17 protein-coding genes are annotated in these 23,440 nt (G+C 60.4%); 5 read left to right on the top strand and 12 right to left on the bottom strand.

Annotated elements, in window-relative coordinates:
* Window positions 1-85: 85 nt before the first annotated feature.
* The 10 genes from ACYZTY_RS00435 to ACYZTY_RS00390 all read right to left on the bottom strand — a co-directional run bounded on the left by ACYZTY_RS00435 (window position 86) and on the right by ACYZTY_RS00390 (window position 11,310).
* The gene (locus tag ACYZTY_RS00435; protein ID WP_461959424.1) at window positions 86-421 is read right to left on the bottom strand and encodes a YceK/YidQ family lipoprotein; all 336 of its coding nucleotides are present in this window, start codon (window positions 419-421) and stop codon (window positions 86-88) included.
* A gap of 229 nt (window positions 422-650) precedes the next feature.
* Complete coding sequence (locus tag ACYZTY_RS00430; RefSeq protein WP_461956848.1) at window positions 651-2,102, bottom strand: lipopolysaccharide kinase InaA family protein; 1,452 nt, start codon at window positions 2,100-2,102, stop codon at window positions 651-653.
* Complete coding sequence (locus tag ACYZTY_RS00425; RefSeq protein ID WP_461956847.1) at window positions 2,102-2,854, bottom strand: lipopolysaccharide kinase InaA family protein; 753 nt, start codon at window positions 2,852-2,854, stop codon at window positions 2,102-2,104. The genes ACYZTY_RS00430 and ACYZTY_RS00425 overlap by 1 nt, the downstream gene beginning before the upstream one ends.
* Window positions 2,851-3,585, bottom strand: a complete 735-nt coding sequence (locus ACYZTY_RS00420) for a lipopolysaccharide kinase InaA family protein (protein ID WP_461956846.1) — start codon at window positions 3,583-3,585, stop codon at window positions 2,851-2,853. Before ACYZTY_RS00420 ends, ACYZTY_RS00425 begins: the two co-directional genes overlap by 4 nt.
* Window positions 3,585-4,391 (bottom strand): lipopolysaccharide core heptose(I) kinase RfaP, encoded by an 807-nt coding sequence (gene rfaP / locus ACYZTY_RS00415; RefSeq protein ID WP_131058757.1) that lies wholly within the window; start codon window positions 4,389-4,391, stop codon window positions 3,585-3,587. The genes ACYZTY_RS00420 and rfaP overlap by 1 nt, the downstream gene beginning before the upstream one ends.
* Window positions 4,391-5,512 (bottom strand): glycosyltransferase family 4 protein, encoded by a 1,122-nt coding sequence (locus tag ACYZTY_RS00410; RefSeq protein ID WP_461956845.1) that lies wholly within the window; start codon window positions 5,510-5,512, stop codon window positions 4,391-4,393. The genes rfaP and ACYZTY_RS00410 overlap by 1 nt, the downstream gene beginning before the upstream one ends.
* Window positions 5,512-6,573, bottom strand: a complete 1,062-nt coding sequence (gene waaC / locus ACYZTY_RS00405) for a lipopolysaccharide heptosyltransferase I (protein WP_461956844.1) — start codon at window positions 6,571-6,573, stop codon at window positions 5,512-5,514. Before waaC ends, ACYZTY_RS00410 begins: the two co-directional genes overlap by 1 nt.
* A 1-nt stretch (window position 6,574) precedes the next feature.
* Window positions 6,575-7,609, bottom strand: coding sequence for a lipopolysaccharide heptosyltransferase II (waaF, locus tag ACYZTY_RS00400; RefSeq protein ID WP_461956843.1), 1,035 nt, complete (start codon window positions 7,607-7,609; stop codon window positions 6,575-6,577).
* Window positions 7,610-7,981: 372 nt separating this feature from the next.
* A complete protein-coding gene (gene glnE, locus ACYZTY_RS00395) occupies window positions 7,982-10,921 on the bottom strand; it encodes a bifunctional [glutamate--ammonia ligase]-adenylyl-L-tyrosine phosphorylase/[glutamate--ammonia-ligase] adenylyltransferase (RefSeq protein ID WP_461956842.1) in 2,940 nt (979 codons plus the stop codon).
* Window positions 10,918-11,310 carry a hypothetical protein gene (locus ACYZTY_RS00390; RefSeq protein ID WP_461956841.1) on the bottom strand — a complete coding sequence of 131 codons (393 nt, stop codon included), beginning with the start codon at window positions 11,308-11,310 and terminating at the stop codon, window positions 10,918-10,920. The genes glnE and ACYZTY_RS00390 overlap by 4 nt, the downstream gene beginning before the upstream one ends.
* Between ACYZTY_RS00390 and aceE the strand changes: the two genes are divergently transcribed.
* From aceE to msrA, 5 genes are all read left to right on the top strand, one after another.
* The gene (gene aceE, locus ACYZTY_RS00385) at window positions 11,305-13,950 is read left to right on the top strand and encodes a pyruvate dehydrogenase (acetyl-transferring), homodimeric type (RefSeq protein WP_461956840.1); all 2,646 of its coding nucleotides are present in this window, start codon (window positions 11,305-11,307) and stop codon (window positions 13,948-13,950) included. The genes ACYZTY_RS00390 and aceE overlap by 6 nt on opposite strands.
* Before the next feature lie 11 nt (window positions 13,951-13,961).
* Window positions 13,962-15,911: a dihydrolipoyllysine-residue acetyltransferase gene (gene aceF / locus ACYZTY_RS00380; protein ID WP_461956839.1), complete on the top strand. Its 1,950-nt coding sequence runs from the start codon at window positions 13,962-13,964 to the stop codon at window positions 15,909-15,911.
* 270 nt (window positions 15,912-16,181) lie between these two features.
* Window positions 16,182-17,576 (top strand): alkaline phosphatase D family protein, encoded by a 1,395-nt coding sequence (locus ACYZTY_RS00375; protein WP_461956838.1) that lies wholly within the window; start codon window positions 16,182-16,184, stop codon window positions 17,574-17,576.
* Between the two features lie 327 nt (window positions 17,577-17,903).
* Window positions 17,904-20,597, top strand: coding sequence for a sensor domain-containing phosphodiesterase (locus tag ACYZTY_RS00370; protein ID WP_461956837.1), 2,694 nt, complete (start codon window positions 17,904-17,906; stop codon window positions 20,595-20,597).
* Window positions 20,598-20,783: 186 nt separating this feature from the next.
* Window positions 20,784-21,431, top strand: a complete 648-nt coding sequence (msrA, locus tag ACYZTY_RS00365) for a peptide-methionine (S)-S-oxide reductase MsrA (RefSeq protein ID WP_461956836.1) — start codon at window positions 20,784-20,786, stop codon at window positions 21,429-21,431.
* A gap of 155 nt (window positions 21,432-21,586) precedes the next feature.
* Here msrA and ACYZTY_RS00360 read toward each other — a convergent pair whose 3' ends face one another.
* Together ACYZTY_RS00360 and ACYZTY_RS00355 are read right to left on the bottom strand one after the other, a co-directional pair.
* Window positions 21,587-22,423 carry a 23S rRNA (adenine(2030)-N(6))-methyltransferase RlmJ gene (locus ACYZTY_RS00360; protein ID WP_461956835.1) on the bottom strand — a complete coding sequence of 279 codons (837 nt, stop codon included), beginning with the start codon at window positions 22,421-22,423 and terminating at the stop codon, window positions 21,587-21,589.
* Between the two features lie 325 nt (window positions 22,424-22,748).
* Window positions 22,749-23,072, bottom strand: a complete 324-nt coding sequence (locus ACYZTY_RS00355) for a hypothetical protein (protein WP_461956834.1) — start codon at window positions 23,070-23,072, stop codon at window positions 22,749-22,751.
* Window positions 23,073-23,440 lie beyond the last annotated feature (368 nt).

Genomic DNA, 23,440 nt, shown 5'->3' with positions numbered 1-23,440 from the left:
GGTGAGTTCATCGGGGCTTTTCGCTTTCTGAAAGAGGGAAAACCTGGTTCAGGACTAGCCACATGAATTGCCGAATACAAAAGCGTTACCCGCGGCCCGCCCGCCAGTAAATACTCAGATTGCCGTCGCTGGCCTGGCGGTAAATCGTGTAGGGCAAGGAAACGGTGTCCATGACCCCTGACAGGGTCAGGTCCAGCAATACGAAGGGGACGAGGAAGCCAGTGGGGTCAGGCGGGGCATTCAAGATGCAGAAGTCGTAGGCCAGGCCGCTGTAAATGCGAGGGATGGACTGGCAGTAGGTTTTTTGCTTGCGCAGGCCGCGAGCGGCGTCTTCGTCATCTTGCAGCACCGTCAGCGCGGTGCCGCAGCCGGATAAAACCAGTGAGAAAGTAGCGATCGCAACAGCTGTTTTTATGGTCAAAATCTGCCCTCCGTGAACGTCAGGCAAACTAGCATCGTGGCTATTCAGGGCACAGTTCATGGGGTCTGTGGATCATGTAGGACGATTCACAAGAACCTGTCCCCATAATCTCGGGTGACTGGTCTGGCCCCATCGCGAGCAGGCTCACTCCTACAGGGGCCGGTGTTGAACACATATTTTGTGTACGACGGAGAACCACTGTGGGAGCGAACCTGCTCGCGATGGCGATTCAGGCAGCGCCAGAGATGTCTTTGGGCAGACGCTGGTCAATGACCTGATACAGCGCGCTGCTCTCGGGCCAGTTACGCATGAACCGCGCCCGGTCCCGCGCATACGCCGGGGCAAAGCTGCTCGTCGAGCCATGCTGACACATCGAATCCAGATCGATCAGCGCCCAGCGATCCTGCTGCCAGAACAGGTTGTGGCCTTTGAAGTCCCCATGGCTGATCCGCTCGCGGATCAGCTCGGCAAACAAATGATCCAGCGCCACCAATTCAGCCTCAGGCGCATCACCCCGTTCAACGTAGGGCGCAAAGCGTTCAATGATGTCCGGCCCCGGCAGATATTCGGTCACCAGATACGCCCGACTGCGCAGCCAGAGAAAACGCTTCTCCAGCAACGCCAACGGTTTGGGCGTGGCGATGCCGAGGAACGCGAGGCGATTGCCTTCGCGCCACGAGTGCCAGGCACGGCTCGGGCGCCAGAAGCGTTTGAGCCAGTGTGCAAAGCCTTTGATGTTGTAGCGCTTGATCACCAGCGTCCGACCATCAACCTCGACTTTTCCTACGCTCGCCGCACCGCCGGTCTTATAGAGATGACCTTGGTCGAGCAAGGCATCGGCCTGTTCCAGCACCGGCACCATCGCCGCTTCTTCTTCGCGGCGAATCGCACGCAAGCCAAACGCCCCGCGCTGAACGCTGAACAGCGAACACTCGCGACCGACCTTGATCAGGTAATCCTTCAAGCGCCAGCTGCGAACCTTGTCGATCTGCTTCTGCAACGCTTCCATCGGCAACGCGTGTTCGCCGTTGCTCAACAGGTAATACACCAGCAATTCTTCGGTGAACGGTTCCAGTGACTTGGGCAACTGGGCGAAAAATACGCCGAGGTTTTCCAGGACCTTCTGCCGTGACAGCGGCTGGCCCGGCGTTTCAGCGCAGACGCCGCCGCCATCGATCAGGTACAACCGACCTCGCTGACGCAAGAGATTGTCCAGGTGCAGGTCTTCCTGCCAGAGCCCCTTGCGATGCATTTGGCCGATAGCGCCCAACGCTTCGGCCAGCACGGCCCCTTGCATATCCGCCAGCACCGGCAGGTGTTCGACTTTTTCCCAGGTATCCCCCAGGCTTTCGGCGCCTTCGAGGAAGTCGAACAACAGCCAGCCACCCTCGCCCTCTTTCAAACCGTCCACCAGCAGCTGCGGCGTGGTCAGTCCTTGATCGGCAAGCAAACGCACACCGTCCAGTTCACGCTGAAAATGCCGCGCCGCTTTGCTGCCGACCAACAACTTGGCCAGCACCGGACGGCCGCGCCACACGCCGGCACCCACGTAACGCTGTCCCGGCAAGACCCGCAACAGACTCAGCAGCTGCAAGTCGGCGGGACCGGCAGCATCGGCCAGGGAAATGCTCATCGGCAGGCTCGGGCTGCGGCCGGCGTTTTTCAGTTCGGACAACCGCATCAGCGCGTCTCCTTGTGACTGCGCCGCGCGGTCAGGCGCGAAACCCAACTGTCCACCAGCGAACTGTCCCGCGGCTGATCCACGTAGACCGCCAGCAACTCGCGAAACTGCGCCTCAGTCCATTCCGGCGCGCGACGCAGCAACGGCTCCAGGTCCTTGATCCGGTCACGCTGACCGAACAGCAACGGCCGGGTCTTTTCCAAGTCGATCAACTGCGCCTGATAACCGTCGCCCGTGGCCTGCAGAAAAATGTGTTTAGGGTAGAAACAACCGTGAAGCTGGTGTACGCCGTGCAGGCGCCGCGCCAGTTCGCCACAGGCTTTCATAATGGCCGAGTGCTGCGCCTCGCTGAGGTCCGACCAGCGCTGCAACAGCGAATCCAGGTCATCCCAACCGTCCAGCGCGCGGGTCAGCAGAACCGCCCGCACTTCCCCGTCGACTTTGCGCTCACCGAAAAACGCTGCCTTCAGCGCCGGAATGCCCAGCTTCTGATAACGACTGATGTTGCGAAATTCGCGGGCAAAACTCGGTTCGCCAAACGGCGCATGGAAGGTGCGCGTCAGGTAGTTGCTCTGGCGCTTGAGGTAGTAGCCATGACCTTCCAGATCCAGCCGAAACACGCTGCTCCAGCCGCCACCGACGGTGTTGGGTTCATCCACCGCGTCGAGCTGCTTGGCCCAGAGTGCGTCGAACGTGCCGAGGCCATGGCGCTCAAGCAGCGCTCGGTCTTCAGCAGCCAGAAAATCAGTCATTCGCGTCCCTCGAAAAATCTCACCACGTGCCGGATCCGTTTTTTGTCGTCGGCATTCAGCCGATCACGCTGGCGGTATTGCAGGTAAAAGCGCAGGCGCTGGGTCGCCGACAGGTGATATTTGGCCACCTTGTCGAGACAGGCCAGGTCCTTGGTGATCCGGTACTTGAGCCAGAAGCCGCGCCAGAAATCGCCATTGGGGCAATCGATCAGGAACAGCTTCGCCTCATCGTCGACCAGCAGGTTGCGCCACTTCAAATCGTTATGGGTGAAACGGTTGTCGTGCATGGTCCGGGTGTAACCGGCCAACTGACGACTGACGGTATCGACCCAGGCGCGGTCCACCAACTTCGGATCATGGCGGTCCGCGAGGGCCGACAAGTCTTCTGTGTTCGGCAGTTCGCGGGTAATCATCGCGCCACGGGCATACGCCGCGCCACGCCGTTCCAGGCCCCAGGCCACCACTTCTGCGGTGGGAATGCCCCACTTGGCGAAGCGCTTGAGGTTCTGCCATTCGGCCTTGACCCGGGGCTTGCCCAGATAACGACGCAGGCCTTTGCCGGCGCCACTGTAGCGCTTGACGTAATAATTGACGCCGTTGCGATTGACGCGGATGACCTCGGACAACGGGTCGCGGGTCAGGCGCTCCCCCTGAAGCGCGAACACCGCTTCCAGGCAGCCAAAATCTTCCGCCAGATTGCTGTAAGCAGGCTCCAGTTTCCAACCCGGCATCAGAGCGCATCCCCGTATCGCTGTTTGCGGTCGTAGAGTTTGTTGGCCTTGCCTTCGAGCCAGGCGAGCAATCCGGCTTCCTCGCCCAGAATCTGACGCAAGGGCCGCTGGAAGTAGCCTTTGAGGAATCGCAGTTTGTCGCGTTTGGTCAGGCCGATGTCCAGGGCCGAAAAGTACAGCGCCGCCAGATCCTTGTTGCGCCAGCGTTGAGTGATCGTCGGACGGGTCTGGGCGCGGTGCAGGTCGATCACCGAGAGTTTGAAGTCATCAGCCGTCACCGGTTTGTCGGTGTGCAAAAGGAAATGGCAGATGTAGCAGTCGCGATGGTTGACCCCGGCGCGGTGCATCATGCCAGTCATGCGTGCGACTTCGGCGATCAGTGCGCGCTTGAGTTTGGGCTCGGGCGGGTTCTTGATCCAGTCGATGCTGAAGTCTTCGAGGCTGACGGTGGGCGCCAGCTCTTCGGTGACAATGAACGAATGCTGATCCGCCGGGTTGCTGCCCTTCTCGCCGTAAGCAACCGCCGTCATGGTCGGCACGCCGACTTCTTTCAGGCGCTGAATGGCCTTCCACTCCTGACCCGCGCCGAGTACCGGCAGCTTGGCCGTCAGCAGGTTCTTGAAGATCTCGCCCCAGCCGATGCCACGGTGGATCTTCACGAAAAAACCATTGCCGTTCACTTCAGTGCGCAACGTCCGGCGCGCTTCCAGTTCACGGTAAACCTCGCCCTGCAAGCCTTCGACTTCGGTGAACGCATCACGTCCGGCCCAAAGGCTCTTGAACGGTTCAGCCAGCATCAACTTCATTAAGCGTGCTCCGCCAGAATCACATCGGCCGCGTGTTGCGGCATGCTGTAGAGGTCGGCCGTCTCAGCGAAGGCCAGACCGTTGCGGCTCCAGGCCGCCCGTGCTTGAGCGTCGTTCAACATGCCGGTCAGGTACTGAGTCAGTTGCGCCTGATCGAACGGTTCGTCCAACACCAGGCCAGCGTCGGCCTCGGCGATGTAATGGGCGTAACCACAGACCGCGCTCACCAATACCGGCAACCCGGCGACCAATGCTTCGAGCAGCACCGTCCCGGTGTTTTCGTTATACGCCGGATGAATCAGCAGGTCGGCACCCAGCAGGAAACGCGGGATATCGCTGCGCCCCTTGAGAAACGTCACGTTGTCGCCGAGCCCCAAGGTGGCGCTCTGCATCTGGAACAATTTGGGGTCGTCCTGGCCAATTACAAACAGCCGGGTGCGTTTCTTCAGATCAGCGGGCAATGCAGCCAGCGCCTTGAGGCTGCGATCCACGCCCTTGGTCTTGAACCCGGAGCCGATTTGCACCAGCAGCAGGTCATCGTCCTTGAGATTGAATTCACGACGGAAATCGGCACGGATCTCGGCGGCATTGGCCGGGGCGCGACGGTCCTGTGAGATACCCGGCGGCAGCAAATGGAAGCGCTCCAGCGGCGTGTCGTAATGCTTGATGAACAGCGGCTGCTGGACCTCGGAAATCATCAGCACTTCGGTCTTGGCATCCTTGGCGAACACCGCGCGCTCGTACTCGGCGAAGTGCCGGTAGCGGCCCCAACGACGGTACAGCGAGTTGCGCAGGTTCTGCGCCTTGTCTTCGAAGCAGCCGTCGGCGGCGTAGTAAACATCCAGGCCCGGCATCTTGTTGAAGCCGATCAGACGGTCCACGGGACGCTTAACCAGGTCCGCTTCCATCCATTCGCTGAGCTTCTCGTTGCGCCGATGATTGAAGAACGCCTTGACCGGCGCCACCAGCACTTCGAAACCCGGCGGCACATCGCCTTCCCAGATCAGCGTGTAGACGCGAATCTGATGGCCGCGCTGCTGACATTCGAGGGCGATGCGCATGAAGTCGCGCTGCAAACCCCCGAACGGAAAGTACTTGTACAAGACGAATGCCAATTGCATCAGCGCAGCTCCTCAGCCAGTAACAACGTGCTCAGTCGGGTCGCGACACGCTCGGGATTCAGACGCGTGAAGCACAGGGGCCACTCGCGTTTCAGGTCGAACTGGCGGGCATCTTCGGCCGTCGGTTGATAGGTGCATTTCTTTTGCAGGCACGGCGCGCAGGGGAAGTCACTGGCGATGTGAATCTGCGCCTTGCCGTAGGCGCCGGTCAGGCCCGGGTTGGTCGGGCCGAACAGCGACAGGGTCGGTACGTCGAGCGCGGCGGCCAGATGACCGAGACCGGTGTCCACGGCTACGCAGGCTTGAGCGCCGGCCAGCACTTTGCCGACACCGGCCAGGTTCAGTTTGGGCAGCACTTCGACATGCCTGAACCCTGCGGCAATGCGTTCGGCGCGGGCTTTTTCGATGGGATTGCCCCACGGCAACTTCACGCCGACGCCGAGGTAGCCAACGCGTTCGGCCAATTCGCGCCAATAGGCTTCCGGCCAGTGTTTGGTGTCCCACGTGGTGCCGTGGAGAAACAGCACGTACGGATTCTTGCGCGGCAGTTCCACCAGGCGTTCGACGTTCAGGCCGTAATCGCCCAGGCCTTTTGGCAAGTCGTAGCCCAACGCCAGGGCGAACAATTGGCGGACCCGCTCGACCGCGTGCTGCCCACGACCCACCGCCAGGCGACGTGAATAGAATCGTGCGGCGATGGGTTCGCGCGCCGAATCCTTGTCGAGTCCGGCGACCGGCGCTTTGACATAGCGCGTCAGCCAGGCGCTCTTCAGCAAGCCCTGGGCATCAATCACCAGGTCGTATTTCGTAGCGCGAACGCTTTGCTTGAAGCGCTTCCACTCGCCACTTTTAATGGTTTGCCAGAGGTTCTTGCGCCAGCGACGGATCGCCACCGGAATCACCTTGCCCACGGCCGGGTGCCAGGTCGGGATTTCGGCGAAGCCTTCTTCCACCACCCAGTCGAACGTGATGCCGGGAATCGCCCGCGCCGCATCGGTCAACGCTGGTAACGCGTGAATCACGTCGCCCAGCGAAGAAGTCTTGATCAACAGAACGCGCAAACTATTTGACCTCAACCACAGTGCCCTGCAACCGCTGCAAGGCTTCGTTCACCGCTTGCGGCATGAGCTGGCGCAGGCAGTTGTAATGACCGAAGCGGCAGGTGCGATCGAAGCATGGGCTGCATTCGAGGCCCAGGCGCACGATCTCGACGTGCTCGGCCAAGGGTGGCGTGAAGCCCGGCGATGTCGAACCGTAAACCGCCACCAACGGGCGGTTGAGCGCGGCGGCGACGTGCATCAGGCCGGAGTCGTTGGACACCACCGCATCGGCGCAGGACATCAGGTCGATGGCTTCGGCCAGAGAGGTGCCGCCGCTGAGGTTCACCGACTCTTCACGCAGGCCGGGAATCAGCCGCGCGCGGATCTCTTCGCCGACCGCGTGATCGTTTTTCGAACCGAACAACCAGACTTGCCAGCCTTCGCGAATCTTCGCTTCGGCAACCTTGGCGTAGTGCTCGGACGGCCAGCGTTTGGATTCGCCGAACTCGGCACCGGGGCACAGGACCAACACCGGGCGGTCGAGGGCCAGACCGAATTTGGCCAGTGCCGCCTCGCGGGTGACCGGGTCGATCTGCAGGCTCGGCCGTGGATACGGAGTCGGCAGCTCGGCACCGCGCTCATAAGCCAGCGCCATGAAGCGCTCGATCATCAGCGGATAACGTTCTTTATCCAGGGTGCGCACGTCATTGAGCAGGCCGTAGCGGAACTCGCCACGCCAGCCGGTGCGTTTCGGGATGCCGGCGAAGAACGGCACCAGCGCCGACTTCAGGGAGTTGGGCAGCAGGATCGCCTGGTCGTACTGGCCGGCCAGGGATTTGCCGATACGCCGACGCGTCGCCAGCTCCAGGGCGCCGTGACCGAGCGGAAAGCTCAAGGCCTGACGGACTTCGGGCATACGCTCCAGGATCGGCCGGCTCCACTCGGGGGCCAGGACGTCGATTTCGCATTGCGGGTGGCGTTGTTTGAGACACTGAAACAGTGTCTGTGCCATCACCATGTCACCGACCCAACTGGGCCCAACGATCAGAATTTTCATGTGGTTTCCAAAAACGAACCGGGGAGGCATACGCCTCCCCGCCTCGAGAATTCTACAAAACACTGCAGATCTACTGTGGGAGCGAGCTTGCTCCGGGCGGCGTTCCGACGATGGCGGCGTGACAGTCAGCATAAATGCTGTATGTGACGGCCTCATCGCCGGCAAGCCGGTCTCGCTCCCACATTGGGTATTGGTGCACATCCAGTGCGGTGCAGCTTAGCTGCCTCAATCTACAAATCACCACAAATCCACTGTGGGAGTGAGCCTGCTCGCGATAGCGGAGTGTCAGTCACCATCAATGTCGGCTGTGATGGCCCCTTCGCGAGCAGGCTCACTCCTACATTTGAATCTCGTTGCTCTAACTGGCGCGTTTCAGCTTAGCCCCAGCTCGCGCCAGATCCGCACTACCTGCCGCCGTTCGTCCGCGAACTGGTCGCCCGGTATCACCCCGGCGTCCTTCTGCAAGGCCTGCCGGTGCGCAGCGGAGCGGTAGGCTTTATAGGCCTCACGCAGCAAACTGGCGTCTTCGGCGGGCATCAGCCCTTCGTGTTCCAGCTCTTCCAGAATGCGGATGTTGTCCGTCCAGCGCAGCAATGGCGGGTGTGTTTCGGACCACGCCAGGGCCGCGTATTGCACCATAAATTCAATATCGACGATACCTCCGGCGTCCTGCTTGAGATCGAACGGCGCCGAGGCCTCGAAGGCGTTTGCCGCGGTGCCGGCTGCGGTGCTCTTGCTGCCGAGGTTATCGCGCATCTTGGCGCGCATCTCGCTCACCTCCTGGCGCAAGGTCGCCAGGTCCCGCGCCTTGCCCAATATCGCTGCGCGAACCTTCTCGAACGCCTGGCCGACATCCTGGCTGCCGACCAGCACCCGCGCCCGCACCAACGCCTGGTGTTCCCAGGTCCAGGCTTCGTTTTCCTGATACCGGGCAAACGCGCCGAGCGAACTCACTAACAGTCCGGAAGCACCGGATGGTCGCAGGCGCATATCCACTTCATACAGCTGACCGGAGTTGGTCTGGGCCGTGAGCAAGTGAATGATCCGCTGCCCCAGCCGGGTGAAGAATTGCGCGCCATCAATCGGTTTCGGCCCGTCGGTTTCCGCCTGCGGATCACCGTCATGGATGAACACCAGGTCCAGGTCCGAACCATGCCCCAGCTCCAGCCCGCCGACTTTCCCGTAACCGACAATGATGAAGCCCGGATCGCACAGCGTACCGTCACTGCGCAGTGGCGTGCCGTATTTGGCCACGGTCTGGCGCCAGGCCAGCGCCAGCACTTGTTCGAGGATCGCTTCAGCGAGCCAGGTCAGGTAATCGCTGACTTTCATCAACGGCAGGCTGCCGGCGATTTCCGACGCGGCGACGCGCAAGCGGTGCGCCAGTTTGAAATGGCGCAGGGCTTCCATTTGTTGTTCGAGGTCGTCCTCGGGAATCCGCGTCAGACGCTCGCGCAATTCGGCGGCCAGTTCCGGCGCCAGGGGCGGCTTGAACAGCCGGCCTTCGTTGAGCAATTCGTCGAGCAGCAGCGGGAAGCGAGTGATCTGCTCAGCAATCCACGGGCTCGCCGCGCACAAGGTCAGCAACCGTCTTAGTGCGCCGGGGTTCTCGGTCAGCAACACCAGATACGCGGAGCGACGGGCCACCGCTTCAACCAGCGGCAGCACACGTTCCAGCACCAGGTCCGGATTGGCGTGCTCGACCGCCTGAGCCAGCAACCGCGGAATGAACGCATCGAGGCGTTCGCGCCCCAAGCGTTGCATCGCGCGCAACTGCGGGCTGCTGCGCAAACCGGCCAACGCTTTCAGGGCCTTTGTGGCATCGGCAAAACCGCCCTCTTCCAACTGACGGCAAGCAGCCTCTTCATCCTGGGCCTCTTCCCACAGCGGCAGCCATTCACCGCCGACCACCACTTCGCTTTCGGTGCCTTCCTCTTCATCGGGATCGGCAATCACCTGACCGAAGTGCCAGGCCACGCGGCCACGCCAATACATCAGCCGCTCATGGAAAGCCTCCCAGTCAGCGAAGCCCAACATAAAGGCAATGCGCGCCTGATCCTGCGCGCCGTCTGGCAGCATCTGGGTCTGGCGGTCGGCGATCGCCTGGATCGCATGCTCGGTGTAACGCAGGAATTCGTAGCCTTCGCGCAACTCGCTGATCACCGCTGGCGGCAGGTAACCCTGACCTTCCAGCGTGCTCAGTACTTTTAATAGGGGGCGTTGCTGCAGGCTCAGGTCGCGACCACCGTGGATCAGCTGAAACGCCTGGGCGATAAATTCCACTTCGCGGATGCCGCCCGATCCAAGCTTGATGTTGTCGGCCATGCCCTTGCGCCGCACTTCTTGCTGGATCAGCTGCTTCATGGTGCGCAGCGCTTCGATCGCGGAGAAATCGAGGTAACGCCGGTAAACGAACGGGCGCAGCATCTCTTGCAGTTGCGCGCCGGTCACTTGATCGCCGGCCACCACCCGCGATTTGATCATCGCGTAGCGTTCCCAGTCGCGGCCCTGATCCTGGTAATACTGCTCCAGCGCATTGAAACTCAGCACCAGGGCACCGGCCGAGCCGTAAGGTCGCAGGCGCATGTCGACGCGAAACACAAAACCGTCGACGGTCATCGGGTCCAGCGCCTTGATCAGGCGCTGGCCGAGCCGGATGAAAAATTCCTGGTTATCCAGCGAGCGTTTCACGCCGACGGTTTCCCCGCCCTCGGGGTAGGCGAAGATCAGGTCGATGTCCGACGACAGGTTGAGCTCCACCGCGCCGAGCTTGCCCATGCCGAGGATGACCATCTGCTGCGGCTCGCCGCTGCGCCGGCCGGTCGGCACACCGAACTGCTGGCAATGGCGCGAGTACAACCACTGATAGGCCTGATCGATGCTCGCATCGGCCATGTCCGAGAGGTCGCGGCAGGTCTGGATCAGATCCGCCTGGCGGGTCAGGTCACGCCAGATGATGCGCACTTGCTGGCGTGTGCGCTGACGGCGCAAGACACGCCCGAGCTCGTCGTCGGTTTCGGCCGCATTCACTGCCGCCGCAATCTGCCCGCACAACTCGCCGGGTACGAAGCTGCGGTCCAGTTCGCCGGACTGCACCAGTGCCAGCAACATCAAGGGGTCACGCACACTCTGTTCAGTCACGAAGTCGCTGGCGGCGGTGACGCGGGCGAATTGCGCCCAGCGTTCAGGCGTCCAGGCAGACAGGCCATGGTCGTCTTCCAATTCGCCGACGGCGGTGCGGAACGACTGCTCGGCGCGGGTGACAAACGGCTGGAGAATGCCGGGCAGTTCGGCAAGCGATGGGAGGCTCATGGTCTATCCTTGATCGGCGTGTAGAGGGCTGCATGTAGTGAATTTTCAAATCGCACTACGTGATCGACTGTCGAACAAAGGTTAGAAATAGCTGAAATCTCTTTCTTTTTGGCAGACAGCATCAAGCTTTCACCTTTTTCGGTTGGCAAAAGACCAACCTTAACGATTATTCTCACAACGCAGCCGGAGGCCACAAGCCGCTCATCTGTAGTTTTACTACTCGTATATACATTCGAAAGGCTGAAATGCCCGATGATTTGTAGTAAAACTACACGCCGCCGGAACAACCTCTCGGCAATCCAAGAATTTATATCGTCTGCCCACAAGGCCAGTCGCAAACTCAGGCAACCGATTCTGGAAGCCTTTCCGCCCTGGAGCAAGCCATGCAAGACCTCGATCCCGTCGAAACCCAGGAATGGCTGGACGCCCTGGAATCGGTTCTCGACAAAGAAGGCGAAGACCGCGCTCACTATCTGATGACCCGTATGGGCGAACTCGCAACCCGCAGCGGTTCGCAGTTGCCTTACGCCATCACCACGCCATACCGCAACACCATTCCCGTTACCCACGAAGCACGCATGCCTGGCGACCTGTTCATGGAACGCCGCATTCGCTCGCTGGTACGCTGGAACGCGATGGCCATGGTGATGCGTACGAACCTGAAAGATTCGGACCTGGGCGGTCACATCTCCAGCTTCGCCTCCAGCGCAACCCTGTATGACATCGGCTTCAACTATTTCTTCCAGGCCCCGACCGACGAACACGGCGGCGACCTGATCTACTTCCAGGGTCACACCTCGCCAGGCGTATACGCCCGTGCGTTCATGGAAGGCCGCATCACCGAAGACCAGATGAACAACTTCCGCCAGGAAGTCGACGGCCAGGGCTTGTCGTCCTATCCGCACCCTTGGCTGATGCCTGACTTCTGGCAGTTCCCGACCGTATCCATGGGTCTGGGCCCGATCCAGGCGATCTACCAGGCACGCTTCATGAAGTACCTGGAAGCCCGTGGCTTCATCCCTGAAGGCAAGCAAAAAGTCTGGTGCTTCCTGGGCGACGGCGAGTGCGACGAGCCGGAATCCCTGGGCGCGATCTCGCTGGCTGGCCGCGAGAAGCTCGACAACCTGATCTTCGTCATCAACTGCAACCTGCAGCGCCTCGACGGCCCGGTTCGCGGCAACGGCAAGATCATTCAGGAACTCGAGGGCGTGTTCCGCGGTGCTCAGTGGAACGTGACCAAAGTCATCTGGGGCCGTTTCTGGGACCCACTGCTGGCCAAGGACGTCGACGGCATTCTGCAACGCCGCATGGACGAAGTCATCGACGGCGAGTACCAGAACTACAAAGCCAAAGACGGCGCGTTCGTGCGTGAACACTTCTTCAACTCGCCAGAACTCAAGGCGATGGTTGAAGACTTGTCCGACGACGAGATCTGGAAACTCAACCGTGGCGGCCACGACCCGTACAAGGTCTACGCGGCGTACCACGAAGCGGTCAACCACAAAGAACAACCGACCGTCATCCTGGCCAAGACCATCAAGGGTTATGGCACCGGTGCCGGCGAAGCGAAGAACACTGCGCACAACACCAAGAAGGTTGATGTTGAAAGCCTGAAGTTGTTCCGCGATCGTTTCGACATTCCGGTTAAAGACTCCGAGCTGGAAAACCTGCCGTTCTTCAAACCCGAAGAAGGCAGCGCCGAAGCCCGTTATCTGAGCGAGCGTCGCACTGCACTGGGCGGTTTCGTGCCGCAGCGTCGCGCCAAAAGCTTTGACATTCCGACCCCACCACTGGATACCCTCAAGGCGATCCTGGATGGTTCGGGCGACCGTGAAATCTCCACCACCATGGCCTTCGTGCGGATCCTCGCGCAGCTGGTTAAGGACAAGGAAATCGGCTCGCGCATCGTCCCGATCATCCCGGACGAAGCCCGTACCTTCGGTATGGAAGGCATGTTCCGTCAGTTGGGCATCTACTCGTCCGTCGGCCAGCTCTACGAGCCAGTCGATAAAGACCAGGTGATGTTCTACAAGGAAGACAAGAAGGGCCAGATCCTCGAAGAAGGCATCAACGAAGCAGGCGCCATGAGCTCCTTCATCGCTGCCGGTACTTCGTACTCCAGCCACAATCAGCCAATGCTGCCGTTCTACATCTTCTACTCGATGTTCGGCTTCCAGCGTATCGGCGACCTCGCCTGGGCCGCAGGCGACAGCCGTACCCGTGGCTTCCTGATCGGCGGCACCGCCGGCCGGACTACGCTGAACGGCGAAGGCCTGCAACACGAAGACGGTCACAGTCACATCCTGGCTGGCACCATCCCGAACTGCCGCACCTTTGATCCAACCTACGGCTACGAGCTGGCGGTGATCATTCAGGACGGCATGAAGAAGATGACCGAAGAGCAGCAGGACGTTTTCTACTACATCACCGTGATGAACGAGTCCTACCAGCAGCCAGCCATGCCGGCCGGTGTCGAGGAAGGCATCATCAAGGGCATGTACCTGCTCGAAGAAGACAACCGCGAAGCGGCGCACCACGTTCAGCTGATGGGCTCCGGCACCATCCTGCGTGAAGTCCGTGAAGCGGCGAAGATTCTGCGTGAAGAGTTCAACGTTGCCGCCGACGTCTGGAGCGTTACCAGCTTCAACGAGCTGCGTCGCGATGGCCTGGCCGTCGAGCGCACCAACCGTCTGCACCCGGGCCAGAAGCCTAAACTGAGCTATGTCGAAGAGTGCCTGAACGGCCGTAAAGGTCCGGTCATCGCCTCTACCGACTACATGAAGCTGTTCGCTGAGCAAATTCGTCAGTGGGTCCCGTCCAAGGAATTCAAAGTCCTGGGCACCGACGGTTTCGGCCGCAGTGACAGCCGCAAGAAGCTGCGTCACTTCTTCGAAGTCGATCGTCAATTCGTGGTGTTGGCAGCCCTGGAAGCACTGGCTGACCGTGGTGATATCGAACCTAAGGTGGTGTCTGAAGCCATCGCCAAGTTCGGGATCAACCCGGAAAAACGCAACCCACTGGACTGCTGAGGAGACACTCTGTGAGCGAACTCATTCGCGTACCTGACATCGGCAGCGGTGAAGGTGAAGTAATTGAACTGTTTGTGAAGGTCGGCGACCGTATCGAAGCCGACCAGAGCATCCTGACGCTTGAGTCGGACAAGGCGAGCATGGAAGTGCCTGCGCCAAAGGCCGGCATCATCAAGAGTCTGAAAGTAAAGCTGGGCGATCGCCTGAAAGAAGGCGACGAACTGCTGGAGCTGGAAGTCGAAGGTGCCGCTACTGCGGCCCCTGCGGCTGCCGCTGCGCCTGCTGCCAAGGCTGAAGCCAAACCGTCTGCTGCTCCTGCCGCCGCCGCTGCCGCGCCTGCTGCTGCCACGTCCCAGCAAGTGAACGTGCCGGACATCGGTTCGGCGGGCAAGGCCCAGATCATCGAGATCCAGGTCAAGGTCGGCGACACCGTCGAGGCTGATCAGTCGCTGATCACCCTGGAATCCGACAAGGCCAGCATGGAAATCCCTTCGCCCGCCGCTGGCGTGGTCGAAAGCATCAGCGTCAAGCTCAATGACGAAGTCGGTACCGGCGACCTGATTTTGGTTCTGAAAGTGGCGGGGGCTGCGGCCCCTGCTGCTGCCGCGCCAGCTCAGGCCGCTGCGCCTGCTGCCGCTGCTCCGGCGCCAGCCGCTGCAGCACCGTCCGCACCGGTTGCCGACAGTGTTCAGGACATTCATGTCCCGGACATCGGTTCGTCGGGCAAGGCCAAGATCATCGAAGTGCTGGTCAAGGCTGGTGACACCGTCACCGCCGACCAGTCGCTGATCACCCTGGAATCCGACAAGGCGAGCATGGAAATTCCATCGCCTGCCGCTGGCGTGGTGGAAAGCGTTTCCGTCAAGCTGGACGACGAAGTCGGTACTGGCGACCTCATCCTGAAGCTGAAAGTCAAAGGCGCTGCGCCTGCTGCGGCTCCAGCGCCAGCCGCTGCCGCACCGAGTGCTCCTGCCCCTGCCGCCGCAGCACCTGCTGCTCCGGCACCGGCCGCACCTGCTGCTGCACCGGCCAAGCCGGGCGCCAAGGTTCACGCTGGCCCGGCTGTACGCCAACTGGCTCGCGAGTTCGGCGTCGAGCTGAACGCCGTCGGCGCCAGCGGTCCGCACGGTCGTGTGCTGAAAGAAGACGTGCAGGTTTACGTCAAAGCCATGATGCAGAAGGCCAAGGAAGCACCGGCCGCTGCTGCTGGCGCAACCGGCGGCGCGGGCATCCCGCCGATTCCGGTCGTGGACTTCAGCCGCTTTGGTGAAACCGAAGAAGTGCCGATGACCCGCCTGATGCAAATCGGCGCGTCGAGCCTGCATCGCAGTTGGCTGAACATTCCGCACGTGACTCAGTTCGATTCGGCTGATATCACCGACCTGGAAGCGTTCCGTATCGCTCAGAAAGCCGTTGCAGAGAAGGCCGGCGTCAAGCTGACCATCCTGCCGCTGCTGCTCAAATCCTGCGCGCACCTGCTCAAGGAACTGCCGGACTTCAACAGTTCGCTGGCACCAAGTGGCAAGGCGATCATCCGCAAGAAGTACGTAAACATCGGCTTCGCGGTCGACACGCCTGATGGCCTGTTGGTACCGGTCATCAAGAACGTCGACCAGAAGAGCCTGTTGCAACTGGCCGCCGAAGCCGCCGTGCTGGCAGCTAAAGCCCGCGACAAAAAGCTTACCGCTGACGACATGCAAGGCGCCTGCTTCACCATTTCCAGCCTCGGCCACATTGGCGGCACCGGCTTCACGCCGATCGTCAACGCGCCGGAAGTGGCGATCCTCGGTGTTTCCAAGGCAACCATCCAGCCAGTCTGGGACGGCAAAGCCTTCCAGCCGAAACTGATGCTGCCACTGTCGCTGTCCTACGATCACCGTGTGATCAACGGCGCCGCTGCTGCACGCTTCACCAAGCGACTGAGCGACCTGCTGGCAGACATCCGCACCATCTTGCTGTAACACCGACCAGCCCTCCTTCATCGGAGGGCCTGTCGCGTTCCACGTTTTCCGAGCGCCACGCTCGTACCTCAACCCCGCCAATTTGGCGGGGCTTTTTTTGCCTTGAATAAAGCACCTTCCTACAAACGTGGCTTACATCGCCCACAACTCAAGTCCACTTTCGCTCGATATTTATTTCCGCTCATTAACTAGGCTTAGTTCGACAGCATTTTCTTTTGAAAACTGCGAACCTCTTTTGCTTAGTTAGCGTTATTTCGAATGGATTCGAACATGTTCAAACCAACTGTCGGCCCTATTATTGGCCACACTACAACTAACCACGTGCGCATTTTTCTGCGAGGCGAACTTCAAGACAACGCATTGGTATTTGCCGGCATTCGCTATCGGCGTTATGGAGAAGAGCGTTGGTCCCAAGGCGTATTTGCCAAACTGTCCCTCTTGCGCGACATGGCCGATGTGATTGCGCTCAACGACCTCGCCACCGACACCGAGTACGAATACCAGGCCGGATGGTTCAGCCCCATGAGCCCGGTGCATACCGTGGAGACCGTCCAGGAGCTGCCGCTGCAGTGGCCACGGGACATTTATCGCTTTCGTACCCTGTCCAGCAAAGTCAGCACGCCGCGGGCGTACATCGTTGGCTCATGCCGCTACCTGCGCCTTACTGCAGGTGTGGTCATCGCACCACAGGCCGGCGACCGGATTTTTGCCTCGATCATCGAACTTGCGCAGCAGGCCGAACCGCGTATTAGCGCAATGCTGATGACCGGCGATCAAATCTATGTGGATGACCTGAACGTTATTGCGCCCGACCGGGAATACAAGGAAATACTCAGCAAGTACCGCGCGGCTTTTTCCCAACCGAATATCGCCAGGTTAATGTCCAGCGTGTCGACTTACATGATCCTCGACGACCATGAAATAGAAGATAACTGGCCCGCCAACGAGAGCAAGGCCGATGCTTATTTATATAAGAACGCCATGGCCGCCTATGAGATATACCAGGCCAGCCACAGCCCGGCGCATGATTTATTGGCAACTGGGCAACCCAGCAGAAAACTGGAACAGTATTGGTATCAGTTCGCCGAAGGCGATATTGAATGGTTTGTCACTGACAGCCGCACCCGCCGCAACTTGTCGGCCGATGATCGACGCATCCTCGACGATGATCAGGAACAGGCGTTGTGCAAATGGCTGATCCACAGCCCGGCCCGGGTCAAGTTCGTGGTCACCAGCGTGATGTTCTACCCCGACCGCAAACTCAACGGGGATGACGCCTGGAAAGCCTTTCCGGAACAACGCCTACGGTTACTGGAGACGATTCGTACGCATCGCATCAAGAACGTCGTCTTCGTTTCAGGCGATGTCCACGGCTCCCTGACCAGTCGCCTGACCCACAGCGAAGATACGGACTTCGAAGTGCACACCATCGTGTCGTCTCCCCTGTGCAACAGCAAACTGCTGCCGTACGCCTCCGCGTCCACCTTCATTCTCGATCAGGCACTGGCGCGAACCGCAGCGGGCGATTACCAGCACGAATTGACCAGCGAGGTGGTCAGCGAAGACAACTTCGCCCACCTGGTGGTCGATCGGGAGCAGATTCAGGTCAATTACCACGACCGGAACGGAGAGCGGCTGCAATCGATCAGCATTCCAATACGTTAAACCTGGAGCACTTGTGGCGAGCGAGCTTGCTCGCGCTGGGCTGCGTAGCGGCCCCAACATTCGGGGCAACGATTGCCGATGTTGTGAGTGCTGCGCACTCAAGCGCGACGGTGCGGCGATCCGACAAGCTCGCTCGCCACAGAAGGCCAAATGCATTAGTTTTCGGCCCTTGCTGGAGAAATCTTCGCCCCTGCCGACATATTCTTATAGCACTTGGCCTTCATGTCTCTTGTCAGTCAGTGTCGCAATGATGCAACCTTGCCGCAGGCAACAGTAAAGAGGGCGAGAGCCCGGCGCGATCAGCACATTCGAAGCGAGTTTCCCTCAATGAAAAGCCAACCCGATGCCGCCAGCCGTATGGTGGCCGAGGTAGTGACGCAATTGCCTGTGCCCTCGCGGCTCGGCATGCTGCGTTTCGAACGGCTGAATGAAGCTAGCTGGGCACTCCTGTTTCTCGATCCCAATTGCGAACGACAGTTTGGTCTGGCGGCCGTGGAGCTTTGTGCCCTGGTCGACTCACCCTACGCCAGCCTGATGGAGCCCGAAGCGCGCTATCAACTGCACGACGCGATTCAGCAGCAACTCAGCGACAGCCCGCATTACCTGATCCGCTACAACCTGCACACCGCCAAAGGCTCCCTGAGCCTGCTCGAACTGGGCGAAGCCTACCGCCAACACAATCGACACCTGCTGCGTGGCTACCTGATGGTCGTGGACGGCTTGTTCGACGGCGAACAACTGCTGCCGACGCTGGACCTGGAAACCCAGAACTCGCGCCTGCAAATCGCCCTGGAGCTCAATCAGCGCGCCCAGCTGGAACAACTGCAGCACCTGGACCGGGTGCGCGCCCAGCAAGACTTGATCCTGCTGCTGACCCGCCAGCGCTACAGCACCAACAATTCCCTGCAAGAAGCCGCCGAACTGATCACCCGCAGCGCTTGCGATATCTACGAAATCGACTGCGCCAGCCTGTGGAACCTTGAAGGCTCGCTGCTGGTGCCGATCTCGGCCTATCACCGCGCCTCCGGGGAATACCTGCTGCCGGATCCGATCGACGCCAGTGGCTTCCCGGATTACCTCGATGCCTTGCACAGCAGTCGCGCCATCGACGCGCACAACGCCATGCGCGATCCGCGCACCCGGGAAATGGCCGAGAGCCTGCGCCCGCGCGATGTGAACGCGATGCTCGACGCCAGTATCCGTGTCGACGGCCAGGTTGTTGGTGTGCTGTGCCTGGAGCAGACCGGCGCGACCCGCGCCTGGCAGTCGGACGAAATCGCCTTTGCCGGCGAGCTGGCCGACCAGTTCGCCCAAGTCATCAATAACCACAACCGCCGCACCGCCACGAGTGCCTTGCACCTGTTCCAGCGTGCGGTCGAGCAAAGCGCCAACGCCTTTTTGCTGGTCAATTGCGATGGCGTGGTGGAATACGTCAACCCGAGCTTCACGGCGATCACCCAGTACACCACCGAAGAAGTCCACGGCCAGCGGCTGTCGGAACTGCCGGCACTGGAAAACCTCAGCGAGCTGTTGTTCGACGCGCCCTCGGCGCTGGCCAAGAGCAACAGCTGGCAGGGCGAGTTCAAGAGCCGCCGTAAAAACCTCGAACCCTACTGGGGCCAGTTGTCGATTTCCAAGGTCTATGGCGACAACCGTGAGCTGACGCATTACATCGGCATCTACGAAGACATTACCCAGACCAAACTCGCCCAGCAGCGCATCGAGCGCCTGGCCTACACCGACAACCTGACCAACCTCGGCAACCGCCCGGCGTTCATCCGTAACCTCGACGAACGCTTCGCCCGAGACAGCGATACCCCGATCAGCCTGCTGCTGGTGGACATCGACAACTTCAAGCGCATCAACGACAGCCTCGGCCACCAGACCGGCGACAAACTGCTGATCAGCCTGGCCCGCCGTCTGCGCAACAGCCTGAGCCCGAGCGGCAGCCTGGCGCGCTTCGCCAGTAACGAATTCGCCGTGCTGCTCGACAACACCGGCCTCGCGATGGGCCAGCAAGTCGCCAACCAATTGCTCGCGACCCTCGACAAGCCGATGTTCGTCGATAACCAGTTGATCAGCGTCACCGGCTCCGTGGGCCTGGCTTGTGCGCCGCTGCATGGTCGCGATCCACAGACGTTGATGCGCAACGCCGGACTGGCGCTGCACAAGGCCAAGGCCAACGGTAAACATCAGGTCCAGGTGTTCACCGAAGCGCTGAACGCCGAGGCCAGTTACAAACTGTTCGTCGAGAACAACCTGCGCCGCGCCCTGACCCAGAACGAGCTGGACGTGTTCTATCAGCCCAAACTGTGCCTGCGCAGCGGTCGCCTGCTGGGTATGGAAGCGCTGCTGCGCTGGAACCATCCGGAAAAAGGCATGATCCGCCCGGACCAGTTCATCAGCGTCGCCGAAGAAACCGGATTGATCATCCCGATCGGCAAATGGATCGCCCGCCAGGCCTGCCGCATGAGCAAAGACCTCACCGCTGCCGGACTGGGCAATCTTCAGGTGGCGATCAACTTGTCACCCAAGCAGTTCTCGGACCCGGACCTGGTAGCGTCCATCGCCAACATCCTCAAGGAAGAAGCGTTGCCGGCGAACCTGCTGGAGCTGGAGCTGACCGAAGGCCTGCTGCTGGAAGCCACCGAAGACACCCACTTGCAGCTCGATCAGCTCAAGCGCCTGGGCCTGACCCTGGCCATGGATGACTTCGGCACCGGGTACTCATCGCTCAGTTACCTGAAAAAATTCCCGATCGACATCATCAAGATCGATCGAAGCTTCATCCACGAAATCCCGGACAACCAGGACGACATGGAAATCACCTCCGCAGTGATCGCCATGGCCCACAACCTGAAACTCAAGGTCGTGGCTGAAGGCATCGAGACCGCCGAGCAACTGGCTTTCCTGCGTCGTCACCGCTGCGACGTCGGCCAGGGCTACCTGTTCGACCGACCGATCCCGGGCGCCGAGCTGATCGAAAAGCTCAAACGCTACCCACGCGGCCCGCTCGTCTGACATAACACCGCGATCCCCTGTAGGAGTGAGCCTGCTCGCGATTGCGGTGTGTCTGTCGCCATCAATGTTAAATGTCCCGCCGCTATCGCGAGCAGGCTCACTCCTACAGGGGTAGTGCGTAACCGGGCAGCATTGGGCAAACTGGCGGTCTGATCCTACATCCCAACCTGACTGAGAGGACTGATCATGGTCTTGCGCTCGGAAATCCTGGTGAACAAAAACGTGCTCCCTACCAAAGAACAAGCTCTGCCTGGCCGTGAATCCCCAATGACCGTGCCGGAAAAACACTTCGTCCATGACGCCCCGCTGCTGGGCCCGTTCGCGATGGACGTGGATTTCGCGATCTTCGGCCTGGGCTGCTTCTGGGGCGCAGAACGCCGGTTCTGGCAACGTGAAGGTGTGGTCAGCACGGCGGTGGGTTACGCCGGCGGCTTTACGCCGAACCCGACGTACGAAGAAGTCTGCTCCGGCCTGACCGGCCACAGCGAAGTGGTACTGGTGGTCTACGAACCGGCAAAAGTCAGCTACGAAGAGCTGCTGAAGATGTTCTGGGAATTGCACAACCCGACGCAAGGCATGCGCCAGGGCAACGACATCGGCACTCAGTATCGCTCGGTGATCTATGCGACCAACCCGACTCAACTGGAGGCGGCCAAGGCCAGCGAGAAAGTGTTCCAGGCTGAATTGACCAAGGCCGGGAAAGGCGAAATCACCACTGAAATCGACGAAGCGCCGACGTTCTACTTCGCCGAGGCGTATCACCAGCAATACCTGGCCAAGAACCCTGAAGGGTATTGCGGGATTGGCGGTACGGGCGTGACTTGCCCGATATGATCTAGCGCAAACCTGTGGCGAGGGAGCTTGCTCCCGCTCGGCTGCGAAGCAGTCGTAAATCGGTATGCGGGTTCTTACAGAAAGAACACCAATACCGACTTTAGGGCCGCTGCGCGCCCCGGCGGGAGCAAGCTCCCTCGCCACAATTTCTTGGCTTACTCAGCAATCAACCAATCCATCTGCCACCCACCCTGGGTCTGCCCAAGCTTCTTGGACAACCACGGCAGCAGCTCACGCAATTCCTCTTCCAGCCCCCACGGCGGATTCGCAATCGCCAACCCGGACCCGTTCAGACTGTTCGGCGTATCCAGCGGATGCACCAGCAACTCCACCCGCAACAACTTCGGCGCGCCCGAGCCCGCCAGGTCCTGATAAAACCGCCGCAACATGCGCTGGTCCTTCACCGGGTACCAGATCGCCGCCACGGTTTGGCGCATCCGGCCAATCGCCTCTTTCAGCGACGCCGCACAACGCTGCATCTCATCGAGTTGCTCGAACGGCGGATCAATCAACATCACCGCCCGCTTCTCCTGCACCGGCAACATCGCACGCGGCACATGCCAGCCTTCGCCCAAGTGAACCTTCACCCGACGATCACCAGCCATATTGTCCTTGAGCAACACACCGTCTTCCGGGTGCTTCTCGTTGAGCATCAGCCGATCCTGCGGCCGCGTCAGACGCCGCGCCAGCTCCGGCGACCCCGGGTAATAGCGCAACTGGCCATCCGGGTTCATGTCGTGCAACACCTTCATGTAATCGGCGGTCAGCTCCGGCAGATCCGGCTGATCCCACAACCGCGCAATACCTTCCAGGTACTCACCGGTTCGGCTCGCCTGATCGCCCTGCAAGTCATACAGACCAATGCCGGCGTGAGTGTCGAGATAGGCAAACGGCTGCTCCTTGCGCGACATCAGGGCGATGAGGCGGGTCAAAGTCAGGTGTTTGAACACATCGGCGTGATTGCCGGCATGGAAGGCGTGACGATAATTCATGATTGCTCCTGCGAAGGCCGGGAAGTTTACCTTGTACGGCGCCGAACGTCAGGGCTTCGCAGCCGAGCGGCCAATCGCCGCCTGCAATCCCACGCCAACCCAAACCCTGTGGCGAGGGGGCTTGCCCCCGTTGGGCTGCGAAGCAGCCCCAAAACATCCCAGCCAACCACAAACCCTGTGGCGAGGGAGCTTGCTCCCGCTGGGCTGCGAAGCAGCCCCAAACCCCAGCACCACAGGTTTGTCAGGCACACCGCAGCGCTTGGTCCTGCGACTGCTGCGCAGCCGAACGGGAGCAAGCTCCCTCGCCACAAAAGCCATCCAGCCCTTAGTCCGAAGGCCGAGCCTTCAACCGCCGTCCAACCACATCCAATACATCACATCCATCCCGCAACGGAATGGCACACAACAAAGCAAAATCACTAAGAATGAACGACTCACACTCGATCGAACCACGCATCGACAGGTTCTCAAGCACCTGCGTCACGGCGCGAATTCGATAGCTGGCAGCGTCATACAAAACATCAAGCGGCGCGTGGGTATCGACGAATAGCGTGGGCATGTCGTTGCAGTTGCTGGTGAGGGCCATGAAGCGGTTATCGGGGTGGGGGATTGGTTTTTCGTAGGGTGGATCGGGGTGAAGGGTTTTCATTTTTTAGACCTTGGTGATTGGGTTAAAAGCTACCAACGGCCTTTCCTACGGGCTTGGGTGGCAGCCATACGCGGGAGTAGGAAACTGAGCAACTCACCAAACTCAGCCACGCCGTAGCGTGCCCCGCGCACAGCCGCCGCGAACGATGTTACGGACACAAGTTAAGTGCCGCAATCAAACGACAGCGCTGATGCACGGTGAGTTGTCCAGGGTTCCTACACCCCGCCACTGCATTTGCAGCGACAGCCAAAGACTATCCATGGAGCTCACTTCGCACCAGTTCATGGAAACCGCTACAACTTGAAGGAAACTTCCGATGACCTTGCCCAGAAATTTCGCTGTCTGTAAGACCGCGTCGCGGGCAAGCC

It is taken from the genome of Pseudomonas sp. LB1P83 (assembly GCF_054897885.1).
Note: the sequence above shows the minus strand (reverse complement) of the source record. Positions and strands in the feature narration are given on the sequence as shown.

Excerpts from the sequence above, each read along its gene's own strand:
- ACYZTY_RS00410 (WP_461956845.1), bottom strand. The coding sequence starts at position 5,512 with ATGCAATTGGCATTCGTCTTGTACAAGTACTTTCCGTTCGGGGGTTTG.
- msrA (WP_461956836.1), top strand. The coding sequence starts at position 20,784 with ATGGTCTTGCGCTCGGAAATCCTGGTGAACAAAAACGTGCTCCCTACC.
- ACYZTY_RS00370 (WP_461956837.1), top strand. The coding sequence starts at position 17,904 with ATGAAAAGCCAACCCGATGCCGCCAGCCGTATGGTGGCCGAGGTAGTG.
- waaF (WP_461956843.1), bottom strand. The coding sequence starts at position 7,609 with ATGAAAATTCTGATCGTTGGGCCCAGTTGGGTCGGTGACATGGTGATG.
- rfaP (WP_131058757.1), bottom strand. The coding sequence starts at position 4,391 with ATGAAGTTGATGCTGGCTGAACCGTTCAAGAGCCTTTGGGCCGGACGT.
- ACYZTY_RS00420 (WP_461956846.1), bottom strand. The coding sequence starts at position 3,585 with ATGCCGGGTTGGAAACTGGAGCCTGCTTACAGCAATCTGGCGGAAGAT.
- ACYZTY_RS00375 (WP_461956838.1), top strand. The coding sequence starts at position 16,182 with ATGTTCAAACCAACTGTCGGCCCTATTATTGGCCACACTACAACTAAC.
- ACYZTY_RS00360 (WP_461956835.1), bottom strand. The coding sequence starts at position 22,423 with ATGAATTATCGTCACGCCTTCCATGCCGGCAATCACGCCGATGTGTTC.
- glnE (WP_461956842.1), bottom strand. The coding sequence starts at position 10,921 with ATGAGCCTCCCATCGCTTGCCGAACTGCCCGGCATTCTCCAGCCGTTT.
- ACYZTY_RS00355 (WP_461956834.1), bottom strand. The coding sequence starts at position 23,072 with ATGAAAACCCTTCACCCCGATCCACCCTACGAAAAACCAATCCCCCAC.
- aceE (WP_461956840.1), top strand. The coding sequence starts at position 11,305 with ATGCAAGACCTCGATCCCGTCGAAACCCAGGAATGGCTGGACGCCCTG.
- ACYZTY_RS00430 (WP_461956848.1), bottom strand. The coding sequence starts at position 2,102 with ATGCGGTTGTCCGAACTGAAAAACGCCGGCCGCAGCCCGAGCCTGCCG.
- ACYZTY_RS00425 (WP_461956847.1), bottom strand. The coding sequence starts at position 2,854 with ATGACTGATTTTCTGGCTGCTGAAGACCGAGCGCTGCTTGAGCGCCAT.